Raw genomic sequence first — 26,129 nt, forward strand, 5'->3', positions numbered from 1 at the left:
TGCTGGAGCTGGTGGCAGACATCGAATCAGCTTATCGCCGCGGGCAAAATTTTCAGAAGTAGGCCCGTGTAGCCAATCACTTGCAGGAAGGCGTCATTGAGCTGATGCCGGTGTCTGACAGCCAGTTGTATGGTTTCAAGTATGTAAAGACCATCCTGCCAACACCTTCCGGAACATGCTGACGGTGATGGTATTTGGTGCTCTTGCTGATGTTGCAAGCGGTTTTTCTTGGCGGCTGAGTGAATTCACCATCGTCACGGCCTTGCGTACGGTGGCTACTTCAGCCTGGGTTGCCGGTTCTGCCGGCCCCAAGCGCTCGATAACTGATAATCCGGGAAGGCTGTGCAGGGCAAAACAACAGACATTAAAGTATCTGGCAAATCAGTCGTAATTCAGCCATAAAACTATTTAGCAAACTAGTGGGGCCGCCAAGGGTTTTTTACCGTGCGAGACATGCCGTAAAAGTAGACATGGGGTTAGTCAGTCTAGGGATCGGGGGCAAGCAGATGAAATGGAAAGAGCATGGCAGTATGCGGGCCGGCTGGCTGTGCTGGTTCTTCCTGTTGCTGGCACCGATGGCGATGGCGGAGGAGGCGGGTATCGGTACCATCAAGACGGTAAGCGGCAATGTGCAGGTCAAGCGCGGCGCACAGATTGTGCCGGCGCAGCCCGGGCTGACACTGCAAGAGGCCGACCTGGTGCAGACCGGGGCTGCGAGCGCGGTGGGTATCATATTGCGCGACAAAACAATGCTGTCTGCAGGGGCGATGTCGGTGTTGCAACTCGATAAATTCAACTTCGACAACAAAACGCAGCAGGGAGCGCTGCAGGCCACGCTGAGGAAAGGCCGACTGGGAGTGATTTCCGGTGCTATTGCCAAGCATTCGCCCGAGGCGGTGCAGTTTCGCACCTCGACCATGACCCTGGGTGTGCGCGGCACCGAATTTATCATCGAAGCACAGGACCGGGGGGATACGCCATGAATGGGGTAATCCTGGTAGTGCTGACGGGCATAGCGGCCTTGGTATATCAGCCGACTTCGGATCGAGTGGTACTGTTGCCGGCACCGGATGGCAGCGTGGGCAAGGTGATTGTTCGTGCTGCCGGTGAAGAGAAGGAAATCGCACAGGCCTACGGCACGGCGGCGGTCAAGCCCGGTGGCAGCATGCAAAGCGGTAGCGAAACCGAGGCCGAGGTTGCTACCCATTATGCTGACGTACTGAAGGCGCAACCCCGACGCCCCGCCAGCTACCTGCTGTATTTCCAGAACGATAGCGACCAACTGACTGCTGCATCAGAGGCCACGCTATCGGCACTGAAGCAGGATGTGGCCAGCCGACCGGTGCCGGAAATCCTGGTGATCGGCCATACCGACCTGGTGGGCAGCAGCGAGTACAACGACACGCTGTCGCTGCAGCGGGCGCAGGTGATTGCCGGCATGCTGCAGCAGCTTGGGGTACAGCCCCGGTCGCTGGAGGTGACCGGCCGCGGCATGCGCGACCCGCTGGTGCCGACAGCCAGTGGCGTGGAGGAGCCGCGCAATCGCCGGGTGGAGGTCTCGGTGCGTTGACCCGTGGCCGATGCCCGTCACCGGCCGGCTGAGCTGACAAGTGGGGTGTCATGTCTTTTCCCTTGCGTTCACAAAACATGCTGCGTCGCCTGCTGGTAGGGGGGCGTGGGCGGCCGATGGCTGCCTTGCTGCTGGCGATGCTGTTGCTGTTGCAGCTTGCAACCCAGCTGCCGTCCGTCTGGCTTCAGCAACTGCCGCCTCAGCTTGCGGTAGGGCTGGCTGTAGCGGGTGCACCGCTGGAGGGGGCCCGTAGCTGGCTGTTCGACAGCTTCCAGAAGCTAATGCCGCGCAAGGTACATAGCCAGCCGGTGACCATTGTCGCCATCGACGAGAAAAGCCTGCGGCAAGTGGGGCAATGGCCATGGCCGCGTGACAGGCTGGCAGCATTGATCGGCAGCATCCAACAGCGCCAGCCGGCGGTGTTGGGGCTGGACATCTATATGCCGGAGGCGGATCAAAGCTCACCGGATCTGCTGGCGGCACGCCTGCCCGCCAGTCAGCAGGCGCTGGCAGGCCAGTTGCGTGCCCTGCCCAGCAATGACCGTTTGCTCGCCCAGGCGCTGGCGGCAGCACCAACGGTGCTGGGCGCTGCCGGTTTCGATTTTCGGGCCTACACCACCACCAGCGGCATGCGCAGCGTGCCGGTACGGGTGATGGGGGATGACCCGCGTCCCTTCGTGCATCACTATCCGCAGGTGCTGGCCAGCCTGCCGCAGCTGCAGGCCGCAGCCAGCGGCCAGGCATTGCTGAGCGTGGACGCGCAGAGTGGCGGTGTGCGGCGTATCGCCATGATCGCCACGGTAGACGAGCAACTGGTGCCGGGGCTGGCACTGGAAATGTTCCGCGTCGGCACCGGTGACGATGCGATCCGGGTGACTACCAACGCACACGGCGTGGCATCAGTGCGGGTGGCCGAGCTGGATGTGCCCACCCAGAGCAATGGCGACATCTACCTGCACTTTGCCCGCCAGGCGGACGGTATGGCGCGCTACGTTTCGGCGGTGGATGTAATGCAGGGCCGGGCGGATGCCTCGATGCTGGCTGGCAAGCTGGTGTTGGTGGGGCTGACCGGCTCCGGACTCAACGATATGCGCTACACCGCACTGCAGGAGCTGGTGCCGGGCATCGAGATCCAGGCACAAGTGATGGAGGCGCTGTACGACGGTGCCTTCCTGCAGCGGCCTTGGTGGTTTCTGTGGGCAGAGCTGGCAGCAGGACTGCTGTTGGGCATCAATCTGCTATGGCACATACCGCGTGGTGATAGCGGCCCGGCTCGCTGGCTCAGGCAGCGGCCACAGCGTGCGGTGTGGCTGAGCCTGGTGCTGGTGCTGCTGGCCTATGCGCTGGGGCTGGCGCTGTTCCAGTATCGCGGCCTGTTGCTGGATGTCAGCGCCATCGTGATCGAGCTGCTGCTGCTGTTGGCGGTGCTGTTGGGTAGCAGCATCCTGGCCAGCCTGACCGATGCCCGTATCAAGCTGGCGGGTCTGGTGGAAAGCGGCCTGGCGCTGGGGCGGCTGCAGCAGCGTGACCTACTGTTGCAAACCACGCTGCAAGCGGCATGCGACATGGCCTATTGCGAAGGCGCGGCGGTGCTGCTGCTGGGCGACGACAACATCTTGCGCTACGTGCTGCATACCTATCCGGGTGCGCTGCCGGCAGACACCCGCTGGCAGAACAGCCTGCCGGGACAGGTGCTGACCAGCGGCAAATCGTGCCAGGTTACCGGGCTGGCCGCCAGTGATGACAAGCTGGAGGCCAATACTTACGAGTTGCTGCGGCAGATTGGCATCGAGGCGGACTCGTTGCTGGTACTGCCGATGAAAGCACACGAAAACGCCGTGGTCGGGGTGATGCTGCTGTGCAATGCCCGCGACGACTACAGCAAGGCGCAGATTCCCTTCGACCCCAAACTGCTTCCCTTCATGGAAGCGCTGGCTGCGCAGGCGGCAGTGGCGATGGAAAACCTGGCACTGGCAGAAGCACAGAAGGCGCTGATGGAGGCGATGATCCGCGTCCTGGCCGGTGCCATCGACGCCAAGAGTCCGTATACCGGTGGCCACTGCGAGCGAGTGCCGGAGCTGGCTTTCATGCTGGCCGAGGCCGCCTGTGCAGCAGAGCAGGGGCCGCTGGCCGATTTTTCCTTCCGCAACGAGGACGAGTGGCGCGAGTTCCGCATCGGTGCCTGGCTGCACGACTGCGGTAAGGTCACCACCCCGGAATACGTGGTGGACAAGGCCACCAAGCTGGAAACCATCTACAACCGCCTGCACGAGGTGCGTACCCGCTTCGAGGTGCTGCTGCGTGACGCGCGCATCGCCAGGCTGGAGGCCATTTACCTGCACGGCGCAGACCCGGTGCTGGAGGATGCAAGCTTGGCCGCACGCGAGGCCGAGCTGCAGGACGACTTCGCCTTTGTGGCAAGCTGCAACCTAGGTGGTGAATTCATGGCACCGGAGCGCATCGAGCGCTTGCAGCATATTGCCGCACAAAGCTGGTGGCGCCATTTCGACGACCGGCTGGGGCTGTCGCAGGAGGAGGAGATGCGTTGCGCCAGCATGGCAGCAGCTGCGTTGCCCGCCAAGGAACAGCTGCTGGCCGACAAGGTGCAGCACCTGTTCGAGCGCCCGCCCAGCAAGGCGCTGGACCCGAAATACGGCTTCCGTCTGCAGGTGCCGCATTATCTGTACAACCAGGGCGAACTTTACAATCTCAGCATTGGGCGCGGCACGCTGACCGAGGAAGAGCGTTTCAAGATCAACGAGCACATTATCCAGACCATCGTGATGCTGGATCAGATGCCACTGCCCAAGTCGCTGCACCGGGTACCGGAATACGCCGGCACCCACCACGAAACGCTGACCGGCAGCGGCTACCCGCGCAAATTGACTGCCGACGTGCTGTCGATACCGGCGCGCATCATGGCTATTGCCGACATCTTCGAGGCGCTGACTGCCTCCGACCGGCCGTACAAGCGCGGCAAGACCTTGTCCGAGTCGGTCGCCATCCTGTACCGCTTCAAGCAGGACAAGCACATCGACCCGGTACTGTTCGACCTGTTCCTCACCTCTGGTATTTACCGCCGTTACGGTGAGCGCTACCTGCGCCCGGCACAGCTGGATGAAGTGGATATATGCCGCTATCTGGGGTATTGAAGCAGCGGGATTTCTCTTGGTTTGTTCATTTGTACTTATTTCTGTTTTCTCTACAGGTGAATGCCTGCCATTTCTTCGTCAGTTAACGCCAGGATGCTGGCTGTTCTTCTTGTTTCCAGCCCGGCTTCCCCAATCGGCGACATTAGGTTTTGGCAAGCGTTTGCCAGCCAATTGACGTGCGAATTGAAAGTCATATTAGGTATTTTTACAAGTAAAAATCCGTTAGGAAAATTCAATTTCGTACATTATGCTTTTTGTATTAATGCGCAAAAAATGGCGAGTTGCATCGCTGTTTTTTCTTCTATCTTGGTCATTGCCTTCCTTTCTGTACTCAGAGTGCGGTCGGAGCGGATCGGGATACCAAGCTAGAAATAAATCCGGGAGAGCAAGATGGGTTGGTGGAAATCAGCGCAGCACGCGAAAGCCAGCGATAAAAAAAACAATGAATCCAAACCCTCCCGCGTGCTCTTGCAGGCGCTGGAACCACGTTTGATGTTCGATGGGGCTGCAGCGTCCACGGTGGCTGCAGCGGCACATGTGGACATACCACACCCCGCCGAACGCAGCTTGCCTGCATCACCGAGCCCGGATAGCCCGCATCCTGGCAACGATCGTTCCACAGAGAAAATGCCCGCGCTGCTGGAGGCGGCGCAGGCAGCCAAGCAAGTCGTATTCATTGAGTCCAATGTCAGCAATTACCAAAGCCTGATCGCCCAACTGCCTGCGGGCATGGAAGTGGTCATTCTGGATGCCAGCAAAGACGGCTTGAGCCAGATTGCCACCTGGGCAGCAACCCATCATGGCTATGCCGCGATTCATATTATTTCGCATGGTGAGAGTGCTGATCTGATGCTGGGCAGCAATGAACTGACCACCGCCAAGCTGGATAGCCGTCAGGCAGACCTGAACACCATAGGCCAATCCCTGCGCTCCGGGGGAGATATCCTGCTGTATGGCTGCGACATCGCAGCCGGCAGCGGCGGCGCCGCCTTCGTCAGCGCCTTGTCGCGCTATACCCACGCCGATGTGGCGGCTTCCACCGATGCCACCGGCGCGGCAAGACTGGGCGGCGACTGGACGCTGGAGCGCAGCAGCGGCCATATTGACGTGGACGCGCTGCATTTCAGCTACGACGCGCTGCTGGCGCGGCCCACGACGGGCACTACCGATTTCACCGCCTCGGATGGCAACTCGTACAACCCTTCCGGCAGCGTGGTCAATGCCAGCCCTGTCCAAGGCTGGGATTTCTCGCTGCAACTGGGCTCCATCAATAACGGTGGCCAGACGATTATTGTCGAAAAACCCGGATCGGTGACCACGGAAACGGTGGACGGCTACAGCGACGGCACCATCCCCATCTCTTATTTCAGCGTCAAGTCCAACGACAACAGCCGCTTCACGCTGAATTCCATCGGCGTGGTGCTGAACGGCTACGATTCCGGCACCACCGGCGGCAATTTGCAGTTGGTCGGCTATATCAACGGCGTGGCGGTCAGCGGCGCGACGCTGACGCTGAATGTGGGCGACGCCTTGCAGGGCAGCGGCGGCCTGGTGACCTTCACTGTGTCCGGCAACAGCGCTTTCCAGGGCATCGATTCCTTCCGGGTTCTGGCGGCCAACGGCCATACGGTGACCGGCATGATAGGCATCGGTGCCATCAATGCCATTAATTTCGGCTTTGCGCCGACGCTGACCACCAGTGGCGGCTCCAGCGCCTACAGCAGCGGCAGCGGCAGCGCGGTGGTGGTGGACAGCGGCATCACGCTATCCGACTCCGACAGCAGCACCCAGGCCAGTGCCACGGTGTCCGTCACCGGCAACTTCCACAGCGGCGAGGACGTGCTGGCCTTTACCAACAACGGCAGCACCATGGGCAATATCAGCGCCAGCTACAACAGCGGCACCGGGGTGCTGACGCTGACGTCCAGCGGGGCGACGGCGACGCTGGCGCAATGGCAGGCGGCCTTGCGCGCGGTGACCTATTCCGACAGTTCGCTGACCCCGAACACCAGCAGCCGCACCATCAGCTTCCAGATCAACGACGGTGCGATCAACAGCAGCGCGGTGACCAAGACGGTGACGGTAGCTGCGGACTCAGCGCCGGTGATAAGCAACCTTAACGGCGACAATCCCACATTCACCGAAAAAGGCGGTGCGGTGAAGCTGGATGTGGGCACTGCGGTGACGGTGACGGACAGCGACACCTCCAATTTCAACAGCGGGAATCTGACCGTACATATCTCCGCCAATGGTCAAAGCGGCCAGGATGTGCTGGGCGTGGATACCAGCGGCACAGTGTCCTTGTCCAGCGGCACCAGCGTGGGCAGCGTGGTGACGGTGGGCGGGGTATCCATCGGCGTGATCGCCAGTAATGGCGACGGCGTCAGTGGTCATGATCTGATTGTCACATTCAACAGCAACGCCACCGCGTCGCGGGTGAGCACGCTGGTGGCGGCGCTGACTTACAACAACACCAGCAACGATCCCAATACCGCCACCCGTACCGTCAATGTCAGCGTCAACGATGGCCGCGGCGGCACCGGGTCCAGCAATGTGACGGTGGCGGTGGCGGCGGTCAATGACGCGCCCACCGGCAGTGCCAGCGCCAGTAACCCCACCTTCGCCATGGGCGGTTCCGCGGTGACGGTGTTCAGTGGAGCCAGCATCAGTGCGGTGGAGTCCAGCCAGAACATCATTTTTCTGACATTGACCGTATCCGGTCTGCATGACGGCAGTAGTGAAATCCTGTCCATCGATGGCAGCAATGTGGCGCTGACCAACGGCAACTCAGTTACCACCAGTGGTAACGGTCTGGGCATCACCGTGTCGCTCAGCAGCGGCACCGCCACCGTATCCATCAGTAGCAGCGGCATTTCCTCCAGCACCGCGGCCAGCGTGATCAACGGCATCAGCTACCGCGATAGCAGCGGCAGCCCCACCGCCGGCAATCGCGTGGTGACGCTGACCAGCGTCCAGGACAACGGCGGCACCAGCAACGGCGGCGTGGACACCACCACGCTGGCCGTGGCCTCCACCGTCAATGTGGCGGTGGTGCCGGTGGTGACCCCCAGCGGCGGCAGCGCCGCCTTTACTGCTGGTGACAACACCGCATCAACGCCAGTGGCGGTGGACGGCAATATTAGCGTGACCGACAACGCCAGCAGCACGCTGGTCAGTGGCACGGTATCCATCACCGGTAACTTCCACAGTGCCGAGGACGTGCTGGCTTTTACCAACGATGGCAGCAGCATGGGCAATATCGTTGCCAGCTACAACGCAGGCACCGGGGTGCTGACGCTGAGCTCCAGCGGTGGTAGCGCCACCTTGGCGCAATGGCAGGCTGCTTTACGCGCGGTGACCTACACCGATACCGCAGTGACGCCCAACTCAGCCTCCCGTACGGTCAGCTTCCAGGTGAACGATGGCAGCTCCAGCAGTGGTGTGGCCACGCGCACGGTGACGGTAGCTGCCACCGATCAGACGCCCATCGCCACCGCCAGCGGCGGCAGTGCAGCGTTCACCGCGGGTGACAATACCGTGTCAACGCCAGTAGCCGTGGATTCGGGCTTTACGGTCAGTGATCTGGACAACACCACATTGGCCAGCGGCACAGTGTCGATTACGGGCAATTTCCATAGCGGCGAAGATGTGCTGAGCTTTACCAATACCAGCGCGGTTACTTATGGCAACATCGTCGCCAGCTATAACAGCGGCACCGGGGTGCTGACGTTGACATCTAGCGGCGCAACGGCAAGCCTCGCCCAGTGGCAGGCAGCCATGCGCGCGGTGAAGTACACCGATAGCGCGGTCACGCCCAACACCGCCACTCGCACCATCAGTTTCAGTGTCAACGACGGCAGCAAGAGCAGTGCGGCGACAACCAGGACGGTAACGGTAACCAGCACAGATCAAACACCCATCGTTTCCGCCAGTGGCGGCAGCGCAGCATTCACCGCCGGCGATAATGTCACCTCGACACCGGTGGCGGTAGACAGTGGCATTACCGTATCAGACCTGGACAACACCACGCTGGCATCTGCCACGGTATCCATCTCCGGCAATTTTCATAGCAGTGAAGATGTACTGGCCTTCACCAATAATGGCAGTACCATGGGCAATATTGCCGCCAGCTACAACAGCGGCACCGGCGTACTGACGCTGACGTCCAGCGGTGCTACGGCCACGCTGGCGCAGTGGCAAGCTGCTTTGCGCGCCGTAACTTATACCGACAGCGCCATCACACCCAACAACGCCACGCGTACCATCAGTTTCAGTATTAACGATGGCAGCAAGGACAGTGCTGTGGCGACGCGGTCGGTAACGGTGTCGGCTACAGATCAAACGCCCATTGTCACCACGACAAGCAGCAACGGCAGCTACACACTCAGCAGCACGCCGACCCCGGTGGCGGTAGACAGCGGCATTACTGTATCGGACCTGGACAACACCACACTGGCATCCGCCATGGTATCCATCTCCGGCAATTTCCATAGTAGTGAAGATGTGTTGGCCTTCACCAATAATGGCAGCACGATGGGCAACATTACCGCCAGCTACAATAGCGGCACCGGCGTACTGACGCTGACTTCCAGCGGCGCAACGGCCGCATTGGCGCAATGGCAGGCTGCACTCCAGTCGGTGACTTACAATGACACCTCGAGCACCGCCAGTACCGCCACCCGCACCATCAGTTTCGTAGTCAGTGACGGAACGACAAACAGTACTGTCGCAACCCGCAGCATAGCCATCCAGCTGCCGGCCCCAACTGTCAGCGGTTTGACCACTGCAACCGATACGGGTAGCAGCCACACGGACGGCATTACCGGCAACAACACCCCCACCGTAACCGGTACCGCACTGGCCAGCAGTACGGTGACGGTATACGTCGATGGCGTCAGCGTTGGCACTACCACGGCTGATGGCAGCGGTGCCTGGAGCTACAATTTGGCCTCCAGCCTGGTCGATGGCAGTCATGCCATTACCGCGATGGCGAGCAGTGGCGGGGTGAACAGCAACGTGTCCTCCAGTTATTCCATCGCGATTGACACCAGTGCCCCCAGTGCGCCGACCAGCCTGGCGCTGACCACGGCAACCGATACCGGCAGCAGCCATAGTGATGGCATTACCAACGACAATACCCCCACCGTACAAGGCAGTGCCGAGGCCAATAGCACGGTGACGGTATACGTTGATGGCACCGCGGTAGGCACAGCTACCGCCAATGGCAGCGGGGCGTGGAGCTACACATTGCCTTCTGCACTGGCTGACGGCAGCCACAGCATCCGTGCCACTGCAACCGATACTGCTGGTAATGCCGGCGCGTTGGCTACGGCATACAACATCACGGTGGATACCGCGGCACCACAGGTTCAATCGATAACACAGCTGGATCCTGCTTCAACCAGTTCCAGCAGCGCCCGCTATGATGTTGTATTCAACAAGGCAATCAGTGGCCTGACTGCAGATGCATTCAGCCTGATAAGCAGCGGCAGTGCTCATGGCGTGATCGCCTCGGTTACGGCCATAAGCGATAGCCACTACATCGTAACCCTTGCCAGCCTGGGAGGAGATGGTTCATTGGCACTGGCAGTCAGGCAGAATGGTGCCAGTGATGTGGCGGGCAATAGCAATGGCCAGCAGTTTGTCGCACAGGCTTATCAACTGCTTGCACCGGTGGTGATCTCTCCTTCGGTACCCAGCCCGGCACCGGTTACCGTGCCGGACAGTACTGCCACCATCATCAATGTTGGCACCATCACGCCGAATATCGTGCTGGCTGCGGTCAGCGGTACCGGCCATCCAGTCAGTACGGGAAGTGTGATGCCGGCAATCACAGGTGATCCGGGCATTGTTGGGCAAACAGCAGGCCAGATCCAGTTTGGTCAGGACCACTTTGTCCCGTCGTCGCTTGAGCCCTTTGGCACCGGTCATGCCAATCCGTCCTTTGTTTCAAATCTGACAGGCAGCACCGGCCCCGCTTTGCAGGTGATGCCGGACCTGGGTACCCAGCAGCTGCAGGCCGGACAAGGCTTCACTTTCAACTTGCCGCACAGTACGGTGATCACGCAGGGCTCGGACATCGTGCTGAATGTCCAGGTCCGCCAGAGTAATGGTCAGCCATTGCCAGCCTGGCTGAAATTTGATCCGCAGACCGGGCGTTTTAGCGGCACACCACCTGCCGGCTGGGACAAGTCTTTGTCTCTGGAGATTACCTTCCGTGATCAGCACGGCCATCGTGGCGTGAGTCATATCAAGTTGCAAACTCGCCAGGGACAGCAAGCTGCTACGGTGAGCGACAAAGTGGCAATGGCCGGCAAGCCTGCCTTGCATGAGCAGTTCCGCCAGCACGGCAAGTTGTCTTTTGACGAGCAGGTGGCTGAATGGCTGCAGCAGGAAAATATAGTCTGAAACGTCCAGGACGGACGTAAATCAACAATGTGCAATTCAAGCAGCAGTTTTAGGGGGACACTATGACTCGACCGACCAAACGGCATGCATCCCGGGCTTTTCCGGTTCTGGCAACGCTTACCATGCTGGCCTTGACAGGTTGCGCCGTCAGCCCGGCACCAATGAGCCTGGGTGACAGACAAGCCACACTGCAGGCAGACCGCCAGAACATGTTTGGCCATCAAGAGCCGCTGAGCGGGCCTGTCAGCTTGCAAGAAGCCATGGCGCGTGCACTGAAGTACAACCTGGACTACCGGGTCAAGTTGATGGAAGAGGCCATGGCGCAGCGCCAGCTGGATTTGTCCAGCCTGGACATGCTGCCCAAGCTGGCTGTGGCTGCTGGCTACACTGCCCGCAACAAGGATAATGCGTCCTCATCGCAAAATGTTGTCACCGGCGAACAATCCCTGGTGCCGTCTATTTCCTCCGAAAAGCGTAGCAGTACGGCAGATCTCAGTCTTAGCTGGAATGTGCTGGACTTTGGCGTCAGCTATTACACCGCGCAGCAACAATCTGATCGCGTTCTGATCCTGCAACAGCGCAAGCGCAAAGTTGCACAACAGTTGATACAGCAAGTCCGTGAAGCATGGTGGCAAGCGGTAGGTGCGCAGCAGCTGGAAGATCGCATTGATACATTGCTGGCCGAAACCAACCGTGCCCTTGAAGATGCACGCCAGGTGGAGAAACTCAAATTACGCGCTCCACTGGAAATGCTGAACTACCGTCGCCAGCTGCTGGATGTCATTCGCCAGATGGGCATGGTTCGCAACGCGCTGGCCCAGGCCAAGCCAAGACTGGCCTCCATCATGAATGTCCCGCCGGGTACCGATTTCAAAGTGGCTGTTCCCAAAGACCTGCCCAGTCCGGAATTGGGCATCAAGCTTGAGCAGATGGAAGAAATGGCGCTGCTTGGCCGCCCCGAGCTGAATGAAGCGCGCTACAACGAGCGTATCAATGTCATCGAAACCCGCAAGGCTATTGCCAAGCTGCTGCCGGGTCTGGAATTCAGCATTGGTCAGCACTACGACAGCAACAAATTCCTGGTCAACAATTCCTGGAGTGATGCCGGTTTGCGTGTCAGCTGGAACCTGTTGAACCTGTTCAGCGCCGGGCCCATCACCAAGGCAGCCGATGCCCAGTTGCAAGTAGCCCAGGCTCAGCGCATGGCCCTGAACATGGCGGTACTCACCCAGGTGCACGTGGCCTACCTGGACTTGCAGGGCAAGTCCCGTCAGTTTGCTCAGGAACAAGAGCTAAACGATGTTGAGCAACGCATCTATCAGCAAAACCGCAATGCCACCGATAGTGGAGTGCAAGGCCGCTTGCCTGCGATTCTGGCTGATGCCAACGCGGTATTCTCCACCTTGCGCCTGTATCAGAGTTACGGTGACCTGCAAAACGCCTATGGCCAGATGGCCTCCAGCCTGGGCCTGGATGCATTGCCGGAAAGAACCAGCAGTTATGAACTGCCTGCCTTGACCGCCGCTTTCCAAGGGGCGGAAACACACTGGCAAAGCCAGGTTTCCGGGAGCAAGCAATGACACGGGCGGCAAGCCATGCTTTGGCTTGCTTGCTGATTTCGGCAAGTACTCTGGCGGCAACGCCACCATCCAAGCCACTGGTCACGCCAGCGGGCAATATCAGTGACGGTCGTATTCGCGTGCAGTTGATTGCACGCAACGCCGTTACCTTGTCTGGCGAAATAGCAGCCAAGATTGCGGCCCTGCCCGTACCAGAGGGCGGTAGCTTCAGCAAGGGCCAGGCATTGGTGCAATTTGACTGTGGCAGTTATCGGGCCCAGCTGCATAAGGCCCAGGCCTCGCTGGAAGCAGCCACCCAACTGCTCAAGGTCAACAACCAGTTGGCCAAACTTAACTCGGCAGGTGCGCTGGACATTGCCCAGGCAGAGGGAAAAGCCAAGGAAGCCGCTGCCGACACCAGCTATATGCAAACCCTGGTGGGCAAATGCGTTATCAATGCGCCGTTCAATGGCAGGGTGGCACGCCGCATTGCAGCCGTACACCAGTATGTCAGCCCGGGCAACCCGGTACTGGATATCGTCGATTCCGGTGCCCTGGAGCTGCGCATGCTACTCCCTTCCAAATGGCTGACCACTCTCAAGCCCGGCAAGAAATTTACCGTGAGTGTGGACGAGCTGGGCAGCAGTTTCCCTGCCCGGATTGAACGACTGGGAGCGCAAATCGACCCGGTAAGCCAGTCCATTCTTGCAATAGGCGTCATCGAAGGCAATGGGTCCAGCCTGCTGCCAGGGATGAGTGGCTGGGCCAGCTTCAAGTAGGACATTTATGGGTCATGCGGATAGAAGCCGGGAATTAGCCGGCCTGTTACAACTGTTGCACCGTGCGCGGGATGCCATCAGCGCAGAGCAGTTGGGATTCATCATTGTCAACGAAAGCCAGCAACTGTTGCCTTACCGGCAGGCAGCATTTTGGCGGGAAGGCACCCTCCGCCACGTTGCGGCACTGTCCGGCCTGGCCGAGCTGGACCCCACCGCACCGTATATGCAGTGGCTGTCCCGGTTGTTCCGGCATTTGGCAGCCACGCCAGCGGCCGACGGTAGCAAGCCGGACAGCCTGCGGGTGGATACCCATGCGCTTCCGCCTGCATTGGCCGAGGAGTGGCAGTCCTGGCTGCCAGCCCATGCACTATGGTTGCGGCTGGGCGAGCAGGGTGCCTGCCTGTTGGTCCGGGACATTCCCTGGAACGACTACGAATGCAAGCTGGCGGAAGAGTTGGCGCATGGCTACGGACATGCGCTGCTGCGTTTTGCCCCGCGCCACAACTGGAGAGAGCAGGCAGGCCAATGGTTGCGCCCCGGACGCAAGCAACGGCGTGTGTTGCTGGTTCTGCTTCTGCTGGCCTGCATGCCGATACGGCTTAGCGTACTGGCCCGCGGTGAAGTCACACCACAAGATCCGGTATTGCTGCGTGCACCGCTTAGCGGCGTCATCGACCGGATTCAGGTTCAGCCCAATCAGCAGGTAAAAGCGGGGGATGCCTTGTTCGACCTGGACGCTACTGCGCTGGCCGGTCAATTTGCCATGGCCGCCGGTGAGCGTGATGCCGCGCAGGAAAGCTTTCGTGCCAGCGCCCAATTGGCAGTGACCGACGACAAGGGCAAGCTGGCCATGGCGCAGGACCGTGCCAGGCTGGAAGAAAAAAGCATCGCCGCAGAGTACACCGGTCTGGAGCTGCAAAGACTGCACGTTACCGCACCCAGTGCAGGGGTCGTGGTATTTTCCGACCGCAATGACTGGCAGGGCAAAGCCGTAACCCTTGGTGAAAAAGTCATGACCCTGGCCGATCCTGCTCATGTAGAGCTGGCCGCCTGGCTACCCGCAGCCGAAGCCATCGATGTGGCACCCGGAGACAAGATCACCCTCTACCCCAATGCCTCGCCCACCGAGTCTTATGATGCTGAAATCACCCGCGTCGCCTACAAGGCAGAAGCCGTGGAAAACGGCTTGCTGGCCTATCGCTTGCAAGCGCGCTTCGTCAATGGCAGCACGCCAAGACTCGGCCAGATGGGAACCGCCCGGGTTTACGGCAATTGGGTGCCACTCATTTATTACGCTTTGCGCCGGCCACTGACCGCAGCACGACAATGGCTGGGATGGTGAACATGAAAACCACCGTCCTGCCGGCACTGCGCCAGGAGCTTACCCTGTACCCGGGCCCTACACAGTCCGATGGCTCACCCAGCTGGACGCTGCACGATCCGAGTGCCAACCGCTTTTACCAGCTGGGCTGGGCCAGTTTTGAAATTCTGTCGCGGTGGTCGCTTGGCAATGCCGCCGACGTACTGCAGGCGGTCAATCAGGAAACCACGCTGCAACTGGGTAGCGAAGACCTTGATGCCGTATTGCTGTTCCTGTCGCGCCATCAGCTATTGCAAACAACGACGGCCGAGCAAAGCAACTGGCTGTGGCAGCTTCACCAAGCCAACCGTCCCAGCCATGCCATGTGGCTACTGAAGAACTACCTGTTTTTCCGGATTCCGCTGGTACGACCAGAAGCCCTGCTTAACCGCTTGCTACCGTGGACCGCATGGTTGTTTCACCCCCGCTTCTGGTTGGGCATGGGCGGTGTATTGTTGCTGGCGCTGGCCTTGGTATCGCGACGTTGGGACGAATTCACCCACACATTTTCCGGTTATGGCGGTGTTGGCGCAGCAATTGGCATTGGCCTGTCACTCAGCTTGGCCAAAATCCTGCACGAAATGGGGCATGCACTGGCGGCACGCCACTTTGGTTGCCGGGTTCCAGCCATGGGTGTTGCCTTCCTGGTGATGATGCCCGTGCTGTACACCGATACCAATGACGCCTGGAAACTCGACAAGCGGCGCCAGCGCCTGTTGATTGGTGGAGCCGGCATGCTGGCAGAACTGCTGCTGGCGGCCTGGGCCACATTGTTATGGAGTTTTTTGCCGGATGGCCCACTGCGTGCTGGTGTGTTTCTGCTGGCCACCACCACCTGGCTTGCCACGCTGGCCATAAATGCCAGTCCCTTCATGCGTTTTGACGGCTACTTCCTGCTCGCCGATTACCTGGGGCTGCCCAATTTGCACAGTCGTGCCTTTGCGCTGGCACGCTGGCAGCTACGCAAGACCTTGCTGGGACTGGACGACCCGGTACCAGAACACTTTCCCAAATTGCGCCAACAGGGTCTGATCCTGTTTGCCTGGGCAACCTGGCTCTATCGGCTGGTACTGTTCCTGTCGATTGCCTTCCTGGTTTACCACCTGTTTTTCAAGGCAGTTGGCTTGCTGTTGCTGGCTGTGGAGCTGGGGTGGTTTATTGCCCGTCCCATCGTCAGCGAGCTGAAAATCTGGTGGCAACGCCGTAAGGAATTGCACTGGTGCAGGCAAGTCCGCCGCAGTACAGCACTCTTGCTGTCACTGCTATTGGTCCTGATATTACCCTGGCAACAGGAAGTGGCCAGCCCGGCCGTGCTGGGTGCCCTGCAATCACAAGGCTTGTACGCGCCGGCCTCCGGGGTGGTGGCGGAAACGCTGGTGCGCGATGGCCAGCAAGTCAGGGCAGGCCAGGTGCTGGCTCGCTTGCGATCGTCAACACTGGAAGCGCAGCTGGCGCTGGCCAATGCCCGCGAGCGTGACCTGGCCTGGCAAGTCTCACAACAAGCCTTTGATCCCGAGTTGCAGCGGCGTGGCCCGGTATTGCAAAAGCAATGGCAGGTTGCGCAGGAACAAGTGAATACCTTGCGCCAACAACAGGCCAGGCTGACACTGAGCGCACCTTTTGCTGGCCGTGCCGTGGATATCAGTGAAGCACTGCATGCCAAAACCATTGTTGCAGAGGGCGAGCATCTGCTGGATGTGGTAGGTCCTCATGGTGTCAAAGGCGAGGCCTTTGTTGATGAAGCTGCCTTGTCTGGTCTCAAACCCGGCTATATCGCCCGTTTTGTTGCTGATGGGGGAGAATTCCGCAGCGTACGGTGTCGTCTGGGGGCAATTGACCGGCTTAATCTGCCACTGCTGGATCAGCCGCTGCTGGCTTCCAGTTATGGAGGTCCCATTCCCACCGAGCAGCACGAACATGGGCTAAAGCCCTTGTCCGCCATTTTCCGTGTCCGGTTAGAGCAGTGTGAGCATCAGGATGCTCCACTAAGAGAGCTTGCCGGGCTGGCAAGACTACAAACAGAGCGTTACAGCTTGCTGGAGCGTGGTATGCGGCAATTACTCGCCATACTGCGTAAAGAAGCCGGATTATAGAAACCGCTGTTTACTTGTTTACTGTTAGCCGACCGGCGATTGCGTTTAACGCTATCGTCCACAGGATTAACCTGTATCAAGATTCAGGCGAGCCAAGGGCTGGAAATGGTGTCAATCACGGGTGAAATAAGATGGACGGTGGGCTGGGTGCCGGTTTTGCGATCCGTCTGGACCGTGCTGGCGCGGCCCATCACTTTGTATTTGCCGCAAGGTTAGCCCTGGTTCTGTGATGCGCTGATTTTGGCCTGCGGCAACAGCGGCTTTTCGCCACGCATCTTGCATGAGGTGCGTTCGGTGGCTGCGAAAATTGCCTTTGTCGGCTGCAAGCAAGGGCTGGCTTTGGTGTCTGACTCCTTGCAGATGATGGCGTCACCCGGCGTGGGGATCCGTCCGCTGGGCGACCGGCTGCATGTGGGTGCCACTGCCATGGCATGGCGCAGTAAACGTAAGAATCCCCTGGGCGACATTGTCATCGATACCGTAGGGGAAATTTATTCGCAGCAGGTAGCTGCTGGATGGCAGGAAGAATTGGCAGGAAGAATAAGTGTGCTTGCCTGAATCAGGCTTTTGCTTGTGCAATCAGCATGCTGGTTGCTGCTGACGGCTGGCCGACTGGGCGCTTGTCATCGCTTCATCTCAATGCGGCTGACATAAAAAAACTACCGCTTCCTGGTGTAGAAGCGGTAGTTTTGATGAGACTGATCTAAACAGCCTGGTGCTTAGTCGGCGCGCTGAGTGCTGCGCTGGCCTTGGCCGCTGCCGGCAGAGCGGGGGCCGCGACGGTCGTAGCTGCCGCTACCGCTGCCGCCAGTGCCACGGCCATAGCCGCCTTCGCGACGATCGCGGCCATAGCCGTTACCGTTACCATTGCCGCTACCACCACGACGTTGACCCTGGGCACCATAGCCACCCGGCTTGCCATTGCGACGCGGGCCTTTCGGCGGACGACGGGTCGGCTCCATGCCTTCGATCACGCCTTCGGTGATCTGACGCTTCAGGTATTGCTCGATGCGGCGTACCTTGTGGAATTCTTTCGATTCCGCCAGGGTGATGGCAGTGCCGTCACGACCGGCACGACCGGTACGACCGATACGGTGAACATAGTCTTCAGCCTGTTTCGGCAGGTCGAAGTTCACCACGTGGGTGATGGTGGGGACGTCGATACCGCGTGCAGCTACATCGGTAGCCACCAGAATCTTGATACGACCGCGACGCAGGTCGTTCAGGGTACGGTTACGCCAGCTTTGCGGCATGTCGCCATGCAGGCAGGCGGCGGAGTAGCCCTGGTCGGACAGCTTGTCGGCCAGTTCTTCGCTGTAAGCCTTGGTAGCGGAGAAGATCACGCACTGGTCAAAACCGGATTCTTTCAGGATGTGATCCAGCAGGCGATGCTTGTGGTTCAGGTCATCCGCGTACAGCAGGTGTTCTTCGATGGTGCCGCCCGAAGTTTCGGTACGGGCAATTTCGATGCGCTGCGGTTCGCGGGTGATCTTTTCAGCCATGCGGCCCACAGTGCCATCCAGCGTAGCGGAGAACAGCACGGTCTGGCGGCTTTCCGGAGTGGCCTTGACGATGGTTTCGATGTCTTCGATGAAGCCCATGTCCAGCATGCGGTCGGCTTCGTCCAGCACCAGCATTTCCAGGCGGGAGAAGTCAACACGGCCGGAACGCATGTGGTCCATCAGGCGGCCCGGGGTGGCCACGATCAGGTCGATCGGGCGAGACAGGGCGCGGGTCTGGTAGCCGAAGGAAGCGCCGCCAACCAGGCAGGCGGTTTTCATCCAGCGCAGATCCTTGCCGTATTCCAGGGCGTTCTTTTCCACCTGTTGAGCCAGTTCGCGGGTCGGGCACAGCACCAGAACGCGCGGGCCTTGGCCCTTGCCGGTGGAACGTTCGGACAGCTTGGTCAGGGCCGGCAGCAGGAAGGCTGCGGTCTTGCCGCTACCGGTTTGGGCGGAAACCAGCAGGTCGCGGCCAGCAATGGCAGCAGGAATGGCTTCGGCTTGTACGCCGGTAGGGGTGTCGTAACCAGCAGTTTCGAGTGCGCGCAGAATGGTCGGGGCTACGCCCAGGTCGGAGAAATGCATAATGTCCTTTCAAACCGGAATAGAGCCGGTGTCGCTTGGCCAGGAGATGTGGCGGTTAGCAGCCTCGTTCAGAGGCTGTCGGTCATCGGCACCAACCTGTGCAAGCGGCGAACAGCAGTCCAGTCAAAAGAGACACTACGTGGACGAAGCCTGGAATATCGGTCAGGGACGATGAAGCATCACGCCGGCAGTTGCTGCATTACTGCTGCTGAATCTGCCGGTGGAAATTGGAAATCAGAAGGGTTCGCACTCTACGGTAAAAAATAGCGCTTTGCAAGCATTTTCTGCAAAATGGCCGGCTAAGTGATTGATTCCCTGTCAGGAGATGTGGCAAAAAATCAAAAATTGCAGCCGGCTGCAAGTTTCAGTCCCGCAGTGCAGCACCAACCTGCTGGGCATGCAGCGGGGCCAGCCAGCCCATGTCGCCGTTATTGTCACGGTATTCTGCGCCGCTCCAGAAGGCATAGGGCAGGGCCTTGATTTGACTGAACAAGCTGGCAAAGTCCAGCGAGCCGCTGCCCGGAGCGCCACGGCCGGGGTAGTCGGCAAACTGCAAATGGCCAATGCGCGGCCAGTGTTCAGTCAGCAGGCTCGCCAGGGGTTGCTCCATGCGCGCCATATGGTAAAGGTCGATTTGCCAGAAAAGATTGGGGTGATCGGGTAGTTGCTGCAACTCATCTACCGTACTGATCAGAAAACCTGGCATGTCATGGCGGTTGATCGCCTCCACTGTGCAGCGGATATGCTGTTCGGCCAGCGCGGTGGCAGCCAGTTGCAGGTTGCCGTGCAGGGTGTCCAGTGCCTGCTGGCGGCTGCTGCCTTCGGTCAGGCGTCCGGGCAGGATGTTGACCGCCTCCACACCCAGTTGCCGGGCGTAATGCAGGCATTGCTGCAGGCCGCTGGCAAATTCCGCCTCCTTGCCGGGAGTGCCGGCCAGCCCTGTGCCTCCTTGCATCAGGTCCCCGGCCGGGGCGTTGATCAGTACCAGCTTCAACTGATGCTGACTCAGCCATTCCTGCAGCTGTTCCACCGTGTGTTCATAGGGAAACTGGATTTCCACTGCGGCAAAACCGGCGGCGCGGGCGGCGGCAAAGCGGTCCGGCCACGGCAGGTGGCTGAACAGCATGCTGAGGTTGGCGCAGAGCTTCAACATGGTCTGGTTTCCTGGTCCTGGTACAGATTGATGACGCTGCTGAGGTCGGCCGTGGCATGGCCTTGTGCTGCATGCAGGCGCATCAGCTGGCTGGCCAGCGCGGCCAGCGGCGTGGCCGACTGGCTTTGTTTTGATAGCTGACCGGCGTTGTCCAGATCCTTCAGCAAGGTAGCCACTTTCCATTGCACCGGCTCGGCCTGACGCGCCGCCATGCGCGGGGCCAGGATTTGCAGCGGCAGCGAATCGGCAAAGCCACCGGCCAGCGCCGGTGCCAGCAGGCTGGCATCCACGCCGTTGTTTTCGGCCAGTGCCACCGCTTCGGCAATCAGCATGGCATTGGCGGCCACAATCAGTTGATTGCAGATCTTGGTGACCTGACCGCTGCCGACATCGCCCATGCGGGTAATGCGCTGCGACAAGGCTTGCAAGGGCAGGCTGGCGCGCTGGATGTCCGCCTCGCTGCCACCGGCCATGATCACCAATGTGCCTTGCTCCGCACCCTTGACGCCGCCGGACACAGGGGCATCCACCCAGCTGGCACCCTGTTGCCTGACCTGCTCTGCACAGCGGCGGGTGGTGTCAGGGTCGATGCTGGATAGATCGATGAGGAGTTGCCCGGCACGCAAGGCGGGCTGTAACTGGGCGACGACGCTTTGCACCGCGGCGGCATCGGCAATGCAGAGCATCAGGATGTCGCTGGCAGTAGCCAGTTCCACCAGCGAGGTGGTAGCTGACATGCCCTCGGCACGGGCTTCGGCCAGTTTGCCGGCCGAGCGGTTCCAGACAGTGAGCGGGAAGCCTGCAGCCTGCAGCCGGCGGCACATGGGCAGGCCCATCAGGCCCAGGCCGATAAAACCGATTCTTTCCATGATGCTAGCCTTTGTCACAAAGCGGGATGGCGAAATTCTAGTGGCATGCTCACCGCAGCGTCGAGTCTTGGGCGATGGCATGAAAAAAGCGACCCGGTCGCGTGTGCAAGCGGGTCGCCTTGGCGCTGCCCGATCAAGGGCAGTGCGGGCTTAGGCCTGCCATTCGATCAGCGCGTAGTTTTTCTTGCCGCGCTTGAGCAGGCTGAAGCGGCCAAACAGGCGGTCAGCGGCAGTAAAGCGATGCTCGATGCTGTCTGCCTTGTTGCCATTGATGCTGACCGCGCCGCTCTGGATAAAGGTGCGCGCCTCGCTCTTGGACTTGGCCAGACCGCCATTGGCCACCGCGTCGATCAGGCTGTCGTCGGCGCTGTTCAGCACAAAGTGCGGCAGGCCGTCCTGCGCCAGCTGGGCGAAGTCGTCTTCGGTCAGGCTGGACAAATCATTGCTGAACAGGCTGTGGGTGATGCGCTGGGCGGCGGCCAGCGCAGCCTTGCCGTGTACCAGCTCGGTCACTTGTTCGGCCAGGATGCGCTGGGCTTCCGGCTTGCCCTCGCGTGCCTTGTCTGCCTCTTCGATGGCGGCGATTTCGGCTACCGACAGGAAGCTGAAGTAGCGCAGGAACTTGTACACGTCGGCATCTGCGGTGCCCAGCCAGAACTGGTAGAAGGCGTAAGGCGAGGTTTTGCGCGCATCCAGCCAGATGGTGCCGGATTCGGTTTTGCCGAACTTGGTGCCGTCCGATTTGGTGACCAGCGGCATGGTCAGGCCAAAAACCTGCTGCTGGTTGAGGCGGCGGGTAAGGTCGGTGCCGGCGGTGATGTTGCCCCACTGGTCGGAACCGCCAATCTGCAGCTTGCAGCCCAAGCGACGGTTCAGCTCGGAAAAGTCATAACCCTGCAGCAGGCTGTAGGAGAACTCGGTATAGGAAATGCCCTGGTCGTCGCGGCTGATGCGCTGCTGTACCGCTTCCTTCTTGATCATGGCGTTGACCGAGAAATGCTTGCCGATATCGCGCAGGAATTCCAGTGCGCCCATGCCGCCAAACCAGTCGTAGTTGTTGGCCATGATGGCGGCGTTATCACCGTCAAAAGACAGGAAGGGTGATACCTGGGCGCGGATTTTTTCCACCCAGCCTTCGATGATGTCCGGGGTGTTCAGCTTGCGCTCGGTGGCCTTGAAGCTGGGGTCGCCGATCATGCCGGTGGCACCGCCAACCAGGGCAATGGGGCGGTGGCCGGCTTGCTGGAAGCGCTTGAGCATCAGGATGGGAACCAGGCTGCCGATGTGCAGGCTGTCAGCGGTCGGGTCGAATCCGCAATACAGGGTAACCTGTTCCTTGGCCAGTAGTTCGGACAAGGCGGCGGCGTCTGTGGTTTGCGCGATCAGGCCGCGGGCCTCCAGATCCTCGATCAGTGAAGCTTGGGTCATTACTTTCTCCAACTCAATGCGTGAAAACAGTGCCACATGGGGCTGTCAGTGCGTTGGCCGTCTGCCGTTCTCATCCGGGCAGGCCGGAAAGGAAGGGGCGGCGAAAGGGCTGATTCTACCCGAAAACGGCATTTTCAGAATCCAAAACCGGCATTCTCCCGTGATTACCCCTGTCCTTGGCGGGGGGACACAGTCTTTAACCAGACTGCAGTAGGCAGTCTTGCTGCCGCTGGTTACACTCTGGCCTTTGAATGTGCTGCCTGGTGAGTGTGAGCATGGAAAAGATGATCAAGGTGTGGGATGCGCCAACCCGGCTGTTTCACTGGAGCCTGGTGCTGTTGTTTGCTGGCATGTGGTTTACCGGTGAGCAGGGCGGGGACTGGCTGCACTACCACGTATGGTGTGGCGAGGCGATTGCTGCTTTGCTGCTGTTCCGGCTGATCTGGGGCGTAGTGGGCAGTGAAACCGCGCGTTTCCGCCAGTTTGTCAAAGGCCCGGCTACCATCCGTCGCTATCTGCGTGGCGGACAGGCAGAACAGCCCGGCCATAATCCGCTGGGTGGCCTGATGGTGGTGGCGTTGCTGCTGGTGTTGCTGGTGCAAGTGGGCAGTGGCCTGTTTTCCAGTGATGTCGACAGCTACACCTTTGACGGGCCGCTGGCCAAGCTGATTGCCAGTGGGCTGTCGGAAGCGGTTACCGGCTTTCACAAGCTGTTTTTCAACATCATCCTGCTGCTGGTGGCCATGCATGTGGCTGCCATCATCGCTTACCGCGTGCTGAAAAAGCAGAATCTGGTGCGGCCGATGCTGACTGGCTACCAGCCGGTGCAAGGCAAGGTGTCGCCGCTGTACTTCCGTGGCTGGCCAGTAGCGCTGCTCACCCTGTTGCTGTCCTGTGGTGGTGTCTGGCTGCTGCTCACCCGCCTGTAGCTAATACAGCTAGTTGCAATGAAAAAGCCCTGAATCATCAGGGCTTTTCAGGCTGCTGATAAGGTAATCTGGTGCGATTGTACTGGACCCGGCAAAGCCGGGTCTTCCGACTCAGTGATAGATTGCGCAGCCTTCTCATCCTATTCCCAATCCCCCCGCCCTTGCCCTGCAAGGGAGTCTCGTTTTCTTTTCAGAACGCGAGAGTGGTTTGTCAATAAACAGAAAAGCCCTGAGTTACCAGGGCTTTTCTGTTTTCTGCCGTGTGCAGATCATTTTTCCGGGCCGCGGAAGCTGTCATGACAGGCCTTGCAGCTTTGTGCCACCACGCCGTAGCTCTTCTTGATGCTGGCCAGGTCGCCATTGTGGGCGGTGTTGTCCAAGTCATTCACCGACTTGAGGAAGGTGTCGCGCGCAGCCTGGAACTTGGCCGGCTGGCTCCAGATTTCCGGCTTGGCGCGGCTCTTGCCGTCAATGCTGCCCGCAGGGAAGTGGTTGAACGGTTCGGCGGCAATCTGCTTCAGGCCGTCTGCCATGGCAATGAACTTGGTCTTGTTGTAAGGGTCGCGCTCACGCACCACCATGCCCATCGGCTCGAAGGCGCGCAGGATTTTCTTGAAGCTCTGAGTGCGGATGTCGGCCGGGGAGTCGGCCATGGCGGCGGGAATGGCCAGTGCTGCAAGCAGCAGGGCGGTGATGGTCTGTTTCATAAGCGGCTAGGGTGTGTTGGCTGTGGGGTGTGAGGAGGTTTCCCGGAAGAAGTTCAGCAAAAATCATGAGCTTCTTCAGGGTAATCAAAAATTCTATCAGTCTTTGCGGAAGGCGTCGTGACAGCTTTTACAGGATTTCTGCACCGCGCCAAACTGGTTCTTGATGCTGGCTGCATCGCCGTTGGCTGCCACTTGCTTCAGCTTGCCGGTTTCTGTCTTGAAGTTATCGACGGCCTTGTTCCAGTCGGCGGATTTGCTCCAGATTTCCGCTTTGGCATCGGTTTCGTGGCTGGTCTTGCCGCTGGCGGTGCCGGCCGGGAAGTGCTGCCACGGCTGCTGGGCAATGGCGTCCAGATGCATGGCCAGCTTGCTGAATTCGTCCTTGCTGAAGTTATCAGCTTTCACCAGCTTGCCCATGGCGGCGGCGTCTTTCTTGAACTGCTTGAAAATCGCCTGGCGTGCCGTGACCGGATCGTCGGCGGCAAAGGCCGGGCTGGCCAGCAGGGCGCAAAGGCTGAGCATGAGGGTGGTTTTCATGAAGTCTCCTTCAGGTGGTTGCAGTCTGCTTACAGGGGATAACGCAGGCTAGCACGGATGGATGACAGCCAATACCCATTGAGTGTTAATGGTTGTGTTAGTGTGATGTTATACAGTAACATTCACTTCATCTGACAGGAGCAGTCTATGGACAGCAATCATTATTTGCAGGCGGCTGAGGCGCATTGCGAGCGTCGTGGCTGCAAGCTGACGGCCCTGCGTAAACAGGTGCTGGAGCTGGTGCTGCGCCACCAGGGTGTGGTCAAGGCTTACCAGGTGCTGGCCGATCTGCAAAAAGAGCGCGGCATCGCGGCACCGCCTACGGTGTATCGCGCGCTGGATTTTCTGGTAGAGCAGGGTTTGCTGCATCGGGTTGATGCACTGAACGGCTTTATTGTTTGTGACCATTTCGAGTGTCAGCACGAAAGCATGATTCTGGTGTGTGAAACCTGCGGCAAGGTGCAGGAAGTCGACGTGATGGCGGCACTGGCCGGCCTGCGTGATGTGGCTGCGGCCGCCGACTTCTCCCTGAGTAGCCAGAACCTGATGCTGACCGGACTTTGCAAGGCATGTCGCGTATGAAAAAAACCATCGTCAATCTGTTTACCGGCTTTTTGGGCGTGGGCAAGACCACGGCATTGCGCCATCTGATTGCCACCCGCCCGGCCAGTGAAAAATGGGCGGTCATTGTCAATGAATTCGGCGAAGTGGGCATCGACGGTGCCGCGTTGATGAACGACGACCTGCCGGTAGCGGAAATCGCCGGTGGCTGCCTGTGCTGCGTGGCCGGCCCGCAGATGACCGCCACCGTGGCCACCCTGCTGCGGCGCGAGCGCCCGGACCGTCTGCTGATCGAGGCCAGTGGCCTGGCCCATGCTGCCGGGGTGATTGACGAGTTGCGTGCCAAGCCCTTGGGCGACGCACTGGAAGTGGGTGCCGTGCTGACCCTGGTGGACCCGCGCCAGTTCGTCAGCCCGGATTATCTGCGCCAACCGCTGTACCGTGATCAGGTGGCCATTGCCGATGTACTGGTGGCCAACAAGATCGATATGGCGGATGTAGAAACCATGGATGCCTTCCGCGTGCAGGCCGGCAAGCTGTTTCCGCCCAAGTCAGTCATCGCCGAGGTGCGTGACGGCCTGGTGAATGTGCAGTGGCTGGATGCCGCCGTCACCATCAAGCCACGCTACCGTCCGGCCATTCCGGCGGAGAGCGGCAATGGCTGGGATTCCGCCGGCTGGACCTTCCCGCCGGAGCAGTCCTTCAGCGGCGAAAAACTCACCGACTTCTTTGACGATTTGCCCAAGCTGCTGCCCGGACTGGTACGCGCCAAGGGCGTGTTCAAGGTGCTGGACAGCTGGGTATGGCTGAACTGGGCCGAAGGCCAGTGGGGTGCCAGCCAGGTGTCCTGGCGGCGTGACAGCCGTTTCGAGCTGATTGCCCCGGCACTGGATAACGCCGCGATAGAGGCTGCCCTGCAAGCCTGCTTTGAGTAAGC

18 protein-coding genes and 1 pseudogene are annotated in these 26,129 nt (G+C 59.8%); 13 read left to right on the forward strand and 6 right to left on the reverse strand.

Annotated elements, in window-relative coordinates; all coding sequences use genetic code 11:
- Window positions 1–154: 154 nt before the first annotated feature.
- The 10 genes and pseudogenes from QVF59_RS11190 to QVF59_RS11235 all read left to right on the forward strand — a co-directional run.
- Window positions 155–391, forward strand: a pseudogene (locus QVF59_RS11190) (hypothetical protein); the annotation flags it as partial.
- A 115-nt stretch (window positions 392–506) separates the two neighbouring features.
- On the forward strand, window positions 507–983 hold the full coding sequence (locus QVF59_RS11195) for a FecR family protein (RefSeq protein WP_287879845.1): 477 nt from the start codon (window positions 507–509) through the stop codon (window positions 981–983).
- A complete protein-coding gene (locus tag QVF59_RS11200) occupies window positions 980–1,570 on the forward strand; it encodes an OmpA family protein (protein WP_287879848.1) in 591 nt (196 codons plus the stop codon). Before QVF59_RS11195 ends, QVF59_RS11200 begins: the two co-directional genes overlap by 4 nt.
- 50 nt (window positions 1,571–1,620) lie before the next feature.
- Window positions 1,621–4,722: a CHASE2 domain-containing protein gene (locus QVF59_RS11205; RefSeq protein WP_287879850.1), complete on the forward strand. Its 3,102-nt coding sequence runs from the start codon at window positions 1,621–1,623 to the stop codon at window positions 4,720–4,722.
- A 492-nt stretch (window positions 4,723–5,214) separates the two neighbouring features.
- Window positions 5,215–11,130, forward strand: a complete 5,916-nt coding sequence (locus QVF59_RS11210; RefSeq protein ID WP_502866806.1) for a DUF4347 domain-containing protein — start codon at window positions 5,215–5,217, stop codon at window positions 11,128–11,130.
- Window positions 11,131–11,252: 122 nt separating this feature from the next.
- The gene (locus tag QVF59_RS11215; RefSeq protein WP_287879855.1) at window positions 11,253–12,710 is read left to right on the forward strand and encodes a TolC family protein; all 1,458 of its coding nucleotides are present in this window, start codon (window positions 11,253–11,255) and stop codon (window positions 12,708–12,710) included.
- Window positions 12,707–13,468 (forward strand): efflux RND transporter periplasmic adaptor subunit, encoded by a 762-nt coding sequence (locus QVF59_RS11220; RefSeq protein ID WP_287879856.1) that lies wholly within the window; start codon window positions 12,707–12,709, stop codon window positions 13,466–13,468. The genes QVF59_RS11215 and QVF59_RS11220 overlap by 4 nt, the downstream gene beginning before the upstream one ends.
- Window positions 13,469–13,475: 7 nt before the next feature.
- Entirely contained in the window at window positions 13,476–14,810 is a 1,335-nt protein-coding gene (locus QVF59_RS11225; RefSeq protein ID WP_287879858.1) for an efflux RND transporter periplasmic adaptor subunit, read from the forward strand.
- Window positions 14,811–14,812: 2 nt separating this feature from the next.
- Window positions 14,813–16,921 carry an efflux RND transporter periplasmic adaptor subunit gene (locus QVF59_RS11230; protein ID WP_287879860.1) on the forward strand — a complete coding sequence of 703 codons (2,109 nt, stop codon included), beginning with the start codon at window positions 14,813–14,815 and terminating at the stop codon, window positions 16,919–16,921.
- 240 nt (window positions 16,922–17,161) lie between these two features.
- Window positions 17,162–17,479: a LysR substrate-binding domain-containing protein gene (locus QVF59_RS11235; RefSeq protein WP_287879862.1), complete on the forward strand. Its 318-nt coding sequence runs from the start codon at window positions 17,162–17,164 to the stop codon at window positions 17,477–17,479.
- 161 nt (window positions 17,480–17,640) lie between these two features.
- On the opposite strand, the gene QVF59_RS11240 is transcribed toward QVF59_RS11235, so the two are convergent.
- The 4 genes from QVF59_RS11240 to tyrS all read right to left on the reverse strand — a co-directional run bounded on the left by QVF59_RS11240 (window position 17,641) and on the right by tyrS (window position 22,458).
- On the reverse strand, window positions 17,641–19,008 hold the full coding sequence (locus QVF59_RS11240) for a DEAD/DEAH box helicase (protein WP_159877830.1): 1,368 nt from the start codon (window positions 19,006–19,008) through the stop codon (window positions 17,641–17,643).
- A 364-nt stretch (window positions 19,009–19,372) separates the two neighbouring features.
- Window positions 19,373–20,161 carry a hydroxypyruvate isomerase family protein gene (locus QVF59_RS11245; protein ID WP_287879865.1) on the reverse strand — a complete coding sequence of 263 codons (789 nt, stop codon included), beginning with the start codon at window positions 20,159–20,161 and terminating at the stop codon, window positions 19,373–19,375.
- Complete coding sequence (locus QVF59_RS11250; protein WP_287879867.1) at window positions 20,155–21,111, reverse strand: NAD(P)-dependent oxidoreductase; 957 nt, start codon at window positions 21,109–21,111, stop codon at window positions 20,155–20,157. Before QVF59_RS11250 ends, QVF59_RS11245 begins: the two co-directional genes overlap by 7 nt.
- Window positions 21,112–21,180: 69 nt before the next feature.
- Entirely contained in the window at window positions 21,181–22,458 is a 1,278-nt protein-coding gene (tyrS, locus tag QVF59_RS11255) for a tyrosine--tRNA ligase (RefSeq protein WP_287879869.1), read from the reverse strand.
- Window positions 22,459–22,733: 275 nt separating this feature from the next.
- Between tyrS and QVF59_RS11260 the strand changes: the two genes are divergently transcribed.
- A complete protein-coding gene (locus QVF59_RS11260) occupies window positions 22,734–23,387 on the forward strand; it encodes a cytochrome b/b6 domain-containing protein (RefSeq protein ID WP_287879872.1) in 654 nt (217 codons plus the stop codon).
- Between the two features lie 269 nt (window positions 23,388–23,656).
- On the opposite strand, the gene QVF59_RS11265 is transcribed toward QVF59_RS11260, so the two are convergent.
- Window positions 23,657–24,094 (reverse strand): c-type cytochrome, encoded by a 438-nt coding sequence (locus QVF59_RS11265; protein ID WP_287879874.1) that lies wholly within the window; start codon window positions 24,092–24,094, stop codon window positions 23,657–23,659.
- Between the two features lie 96 nt (window positions 24,095–24,190).
- Entirely contained in the window at window positions 24,191–24,631 is a 441-nt protein-coding gene (locus QVF59_RS11270) for a c-type cytochrome (RefSeq protein ID WP_287879875.1), read from the reverse strand.
- Between the two features lie 147 nt (window positions 24,632–24,778).
- On the opposite strand from QVF59_RS11270, the gene QVF59_RS11275 reads away from it, so the two are divergent.
- Both QVF59_RS11275 and QVF59_RS11280 read left to right on the forward strand, forming a co-directional pair.
- On the forward strand, window positions 24,779–25,213 hold the full coding sequence (locus tag QVF59_RS11275) for a Fur family transcriptional regulator (protein WP_159877820.1): 435 nt from the start codon (window positions 24,779–24,781) through the stop codon (window positions 25,211–25,213).
- Window positions 25,201–26,127 (forward strand): CobW family GTP-binding protein, encoded by a 927-nt coding sequence (locus tag QVF59_RS11280; RefSeq protein WP_287879878.1) that lies wholly within the window; start codon window positions 25,201–25,203, stop codon window positions 26,125–26,127. The genes QVF59_RS11275 and QVF59_RS11280 overlap by 13 nt, the downstream gene beginning before the upstream one ends.
- The last annotated feature ends 2 nt before the right edge of the window (window positions 26,128–26,129 follow it).

This window comes from Aquitalea sp. (genome assembly GCF_030150775.1).
GTDB lineage: Bacteria > Pseudomonadota > Gammaproteobacteria > Burkholderiales > Chromobacteriaceae > Aquitalea > Aquitalea denitrificans.

Bases quoted from the DNA above. Each gene is read 5' to 3' on its own strand.
- QVF59_RS11195 (WP_287879845.1), top strand. From the start codon at position 507: ATGAAATGGAAAGAGCATGGCAGTATGCGGGCCGGCTGGCTGTGCTGG.
- QVF59_RS11200 (WP_287879848.1), top strand. From the start codon at position 980: ATGAATGGGGTAATCCTGGTAGTGCTGACGGGCATAGCGGCCTTGGTA.
- QVF59_RS11205 (WP_287879850.1), top strand. From the start codon at position 1,621: ATGTCTTTTCCCTTGCGTTCACAAAACATGCTGCGTCGCCTGCTGGTA.
- QVF59_RS11210 (WP_502866806.1), top strand. From the start codon at position 5,215: ATGTTCGATGGGGCTGCAGCGTCCACGGTGGCTGCAGCGGCACATGTG.
- QVF59_RS11215 (WP_287879855.1), top strand. From the start codon at position 11,253: ATGCTGGCCTTGACAGGTTGCGCCGTCAGCCCGGCACCAATGAGCCTG.
- QVF59_RS11220 (WP_287879856.1), top strand. From the start codon at position 12,707: ATGACACGGGCGGCAAGCCATGCTTTGGCTTGCTTGCTGATTTCGGCA.
- QVF59_RS11225 (WP_287879858.1), top strand. From the start codon at position 13,476: ATGGGTCATGCGGATAGAAGCCGGGAATTAGCCGGCCTGTTACAACTG.
- QVF59_RS11230 (WP_287879860.1), top strand. From the start codon at position 14,813: ATGAAAACCACCGTCCTGCCGGCACTGCGCCAGGAGCTTACCCTGTAC.
- QVF59_RS11240 (WP_159877830.1), bottom strand. From the start codon at position 19,008: ATGCATTTCTCCGACCTGGGCGTAGCCCCGACCATTCTGCGCGCACTC.
- QVF59_RS11245 (WP_287879865.1), bottom strand. From the start codon at position 20,161: ATGTTGAAGCTCTGCGCCAACCTCAGCATGCTGTTCAGCCACCTGCCG.
- QVF59_RS11250 (WP_287879867.1), bottom strand. From the start codon at position 21,111: ATGCCATCGCCCAAGACTCGACGCTGCGGTGAGCATGCCACTAGAATT.
- tyrS (WP_287879869.1), bottom strand. From the start codon at position 22,458: ATGACCCAAGCTTCACTGATCGAGGATCTGGAGGCCCGCGGCCTGATC.
- QVF59_RS11260 (WP_287879872.1), top strand. From the start codon at position 22,734: ATGGAAAAGATGATCAAGGTGTGGGATGCGCCAACCCGGCTGTTTCAC.
- QVF59_RS11265 (WP_287879874.1), bottom strand. From the start codon at position 24,094: ATGAAACAGACCATCACCGCCCTGCTGCTTGCAGCACTGGCCATTCCC.
- QVF59_RS11270 (WP_287879875.1), bottom strand. From the start codon at position 24,631: ATGAAAACCACCCTCATGCTCAGCCTTTGCGCCCTGCTGGCCAGCCCG.
- QVF59_RS11275 (WP_159877820.1), top strand. From the start codon at position 24,779: ATGGACAGCAATCATTATTTGCAGGCGGCTGAGGCGCATTGCGAGCGT.
- QVF59_RS11280 (WP_287879878.1), top strand. From the start codon at position 25,201: ATGTCGCGTATGAAAAAAACCATCGTCAATCTGTTTACCGGCTTTTTG.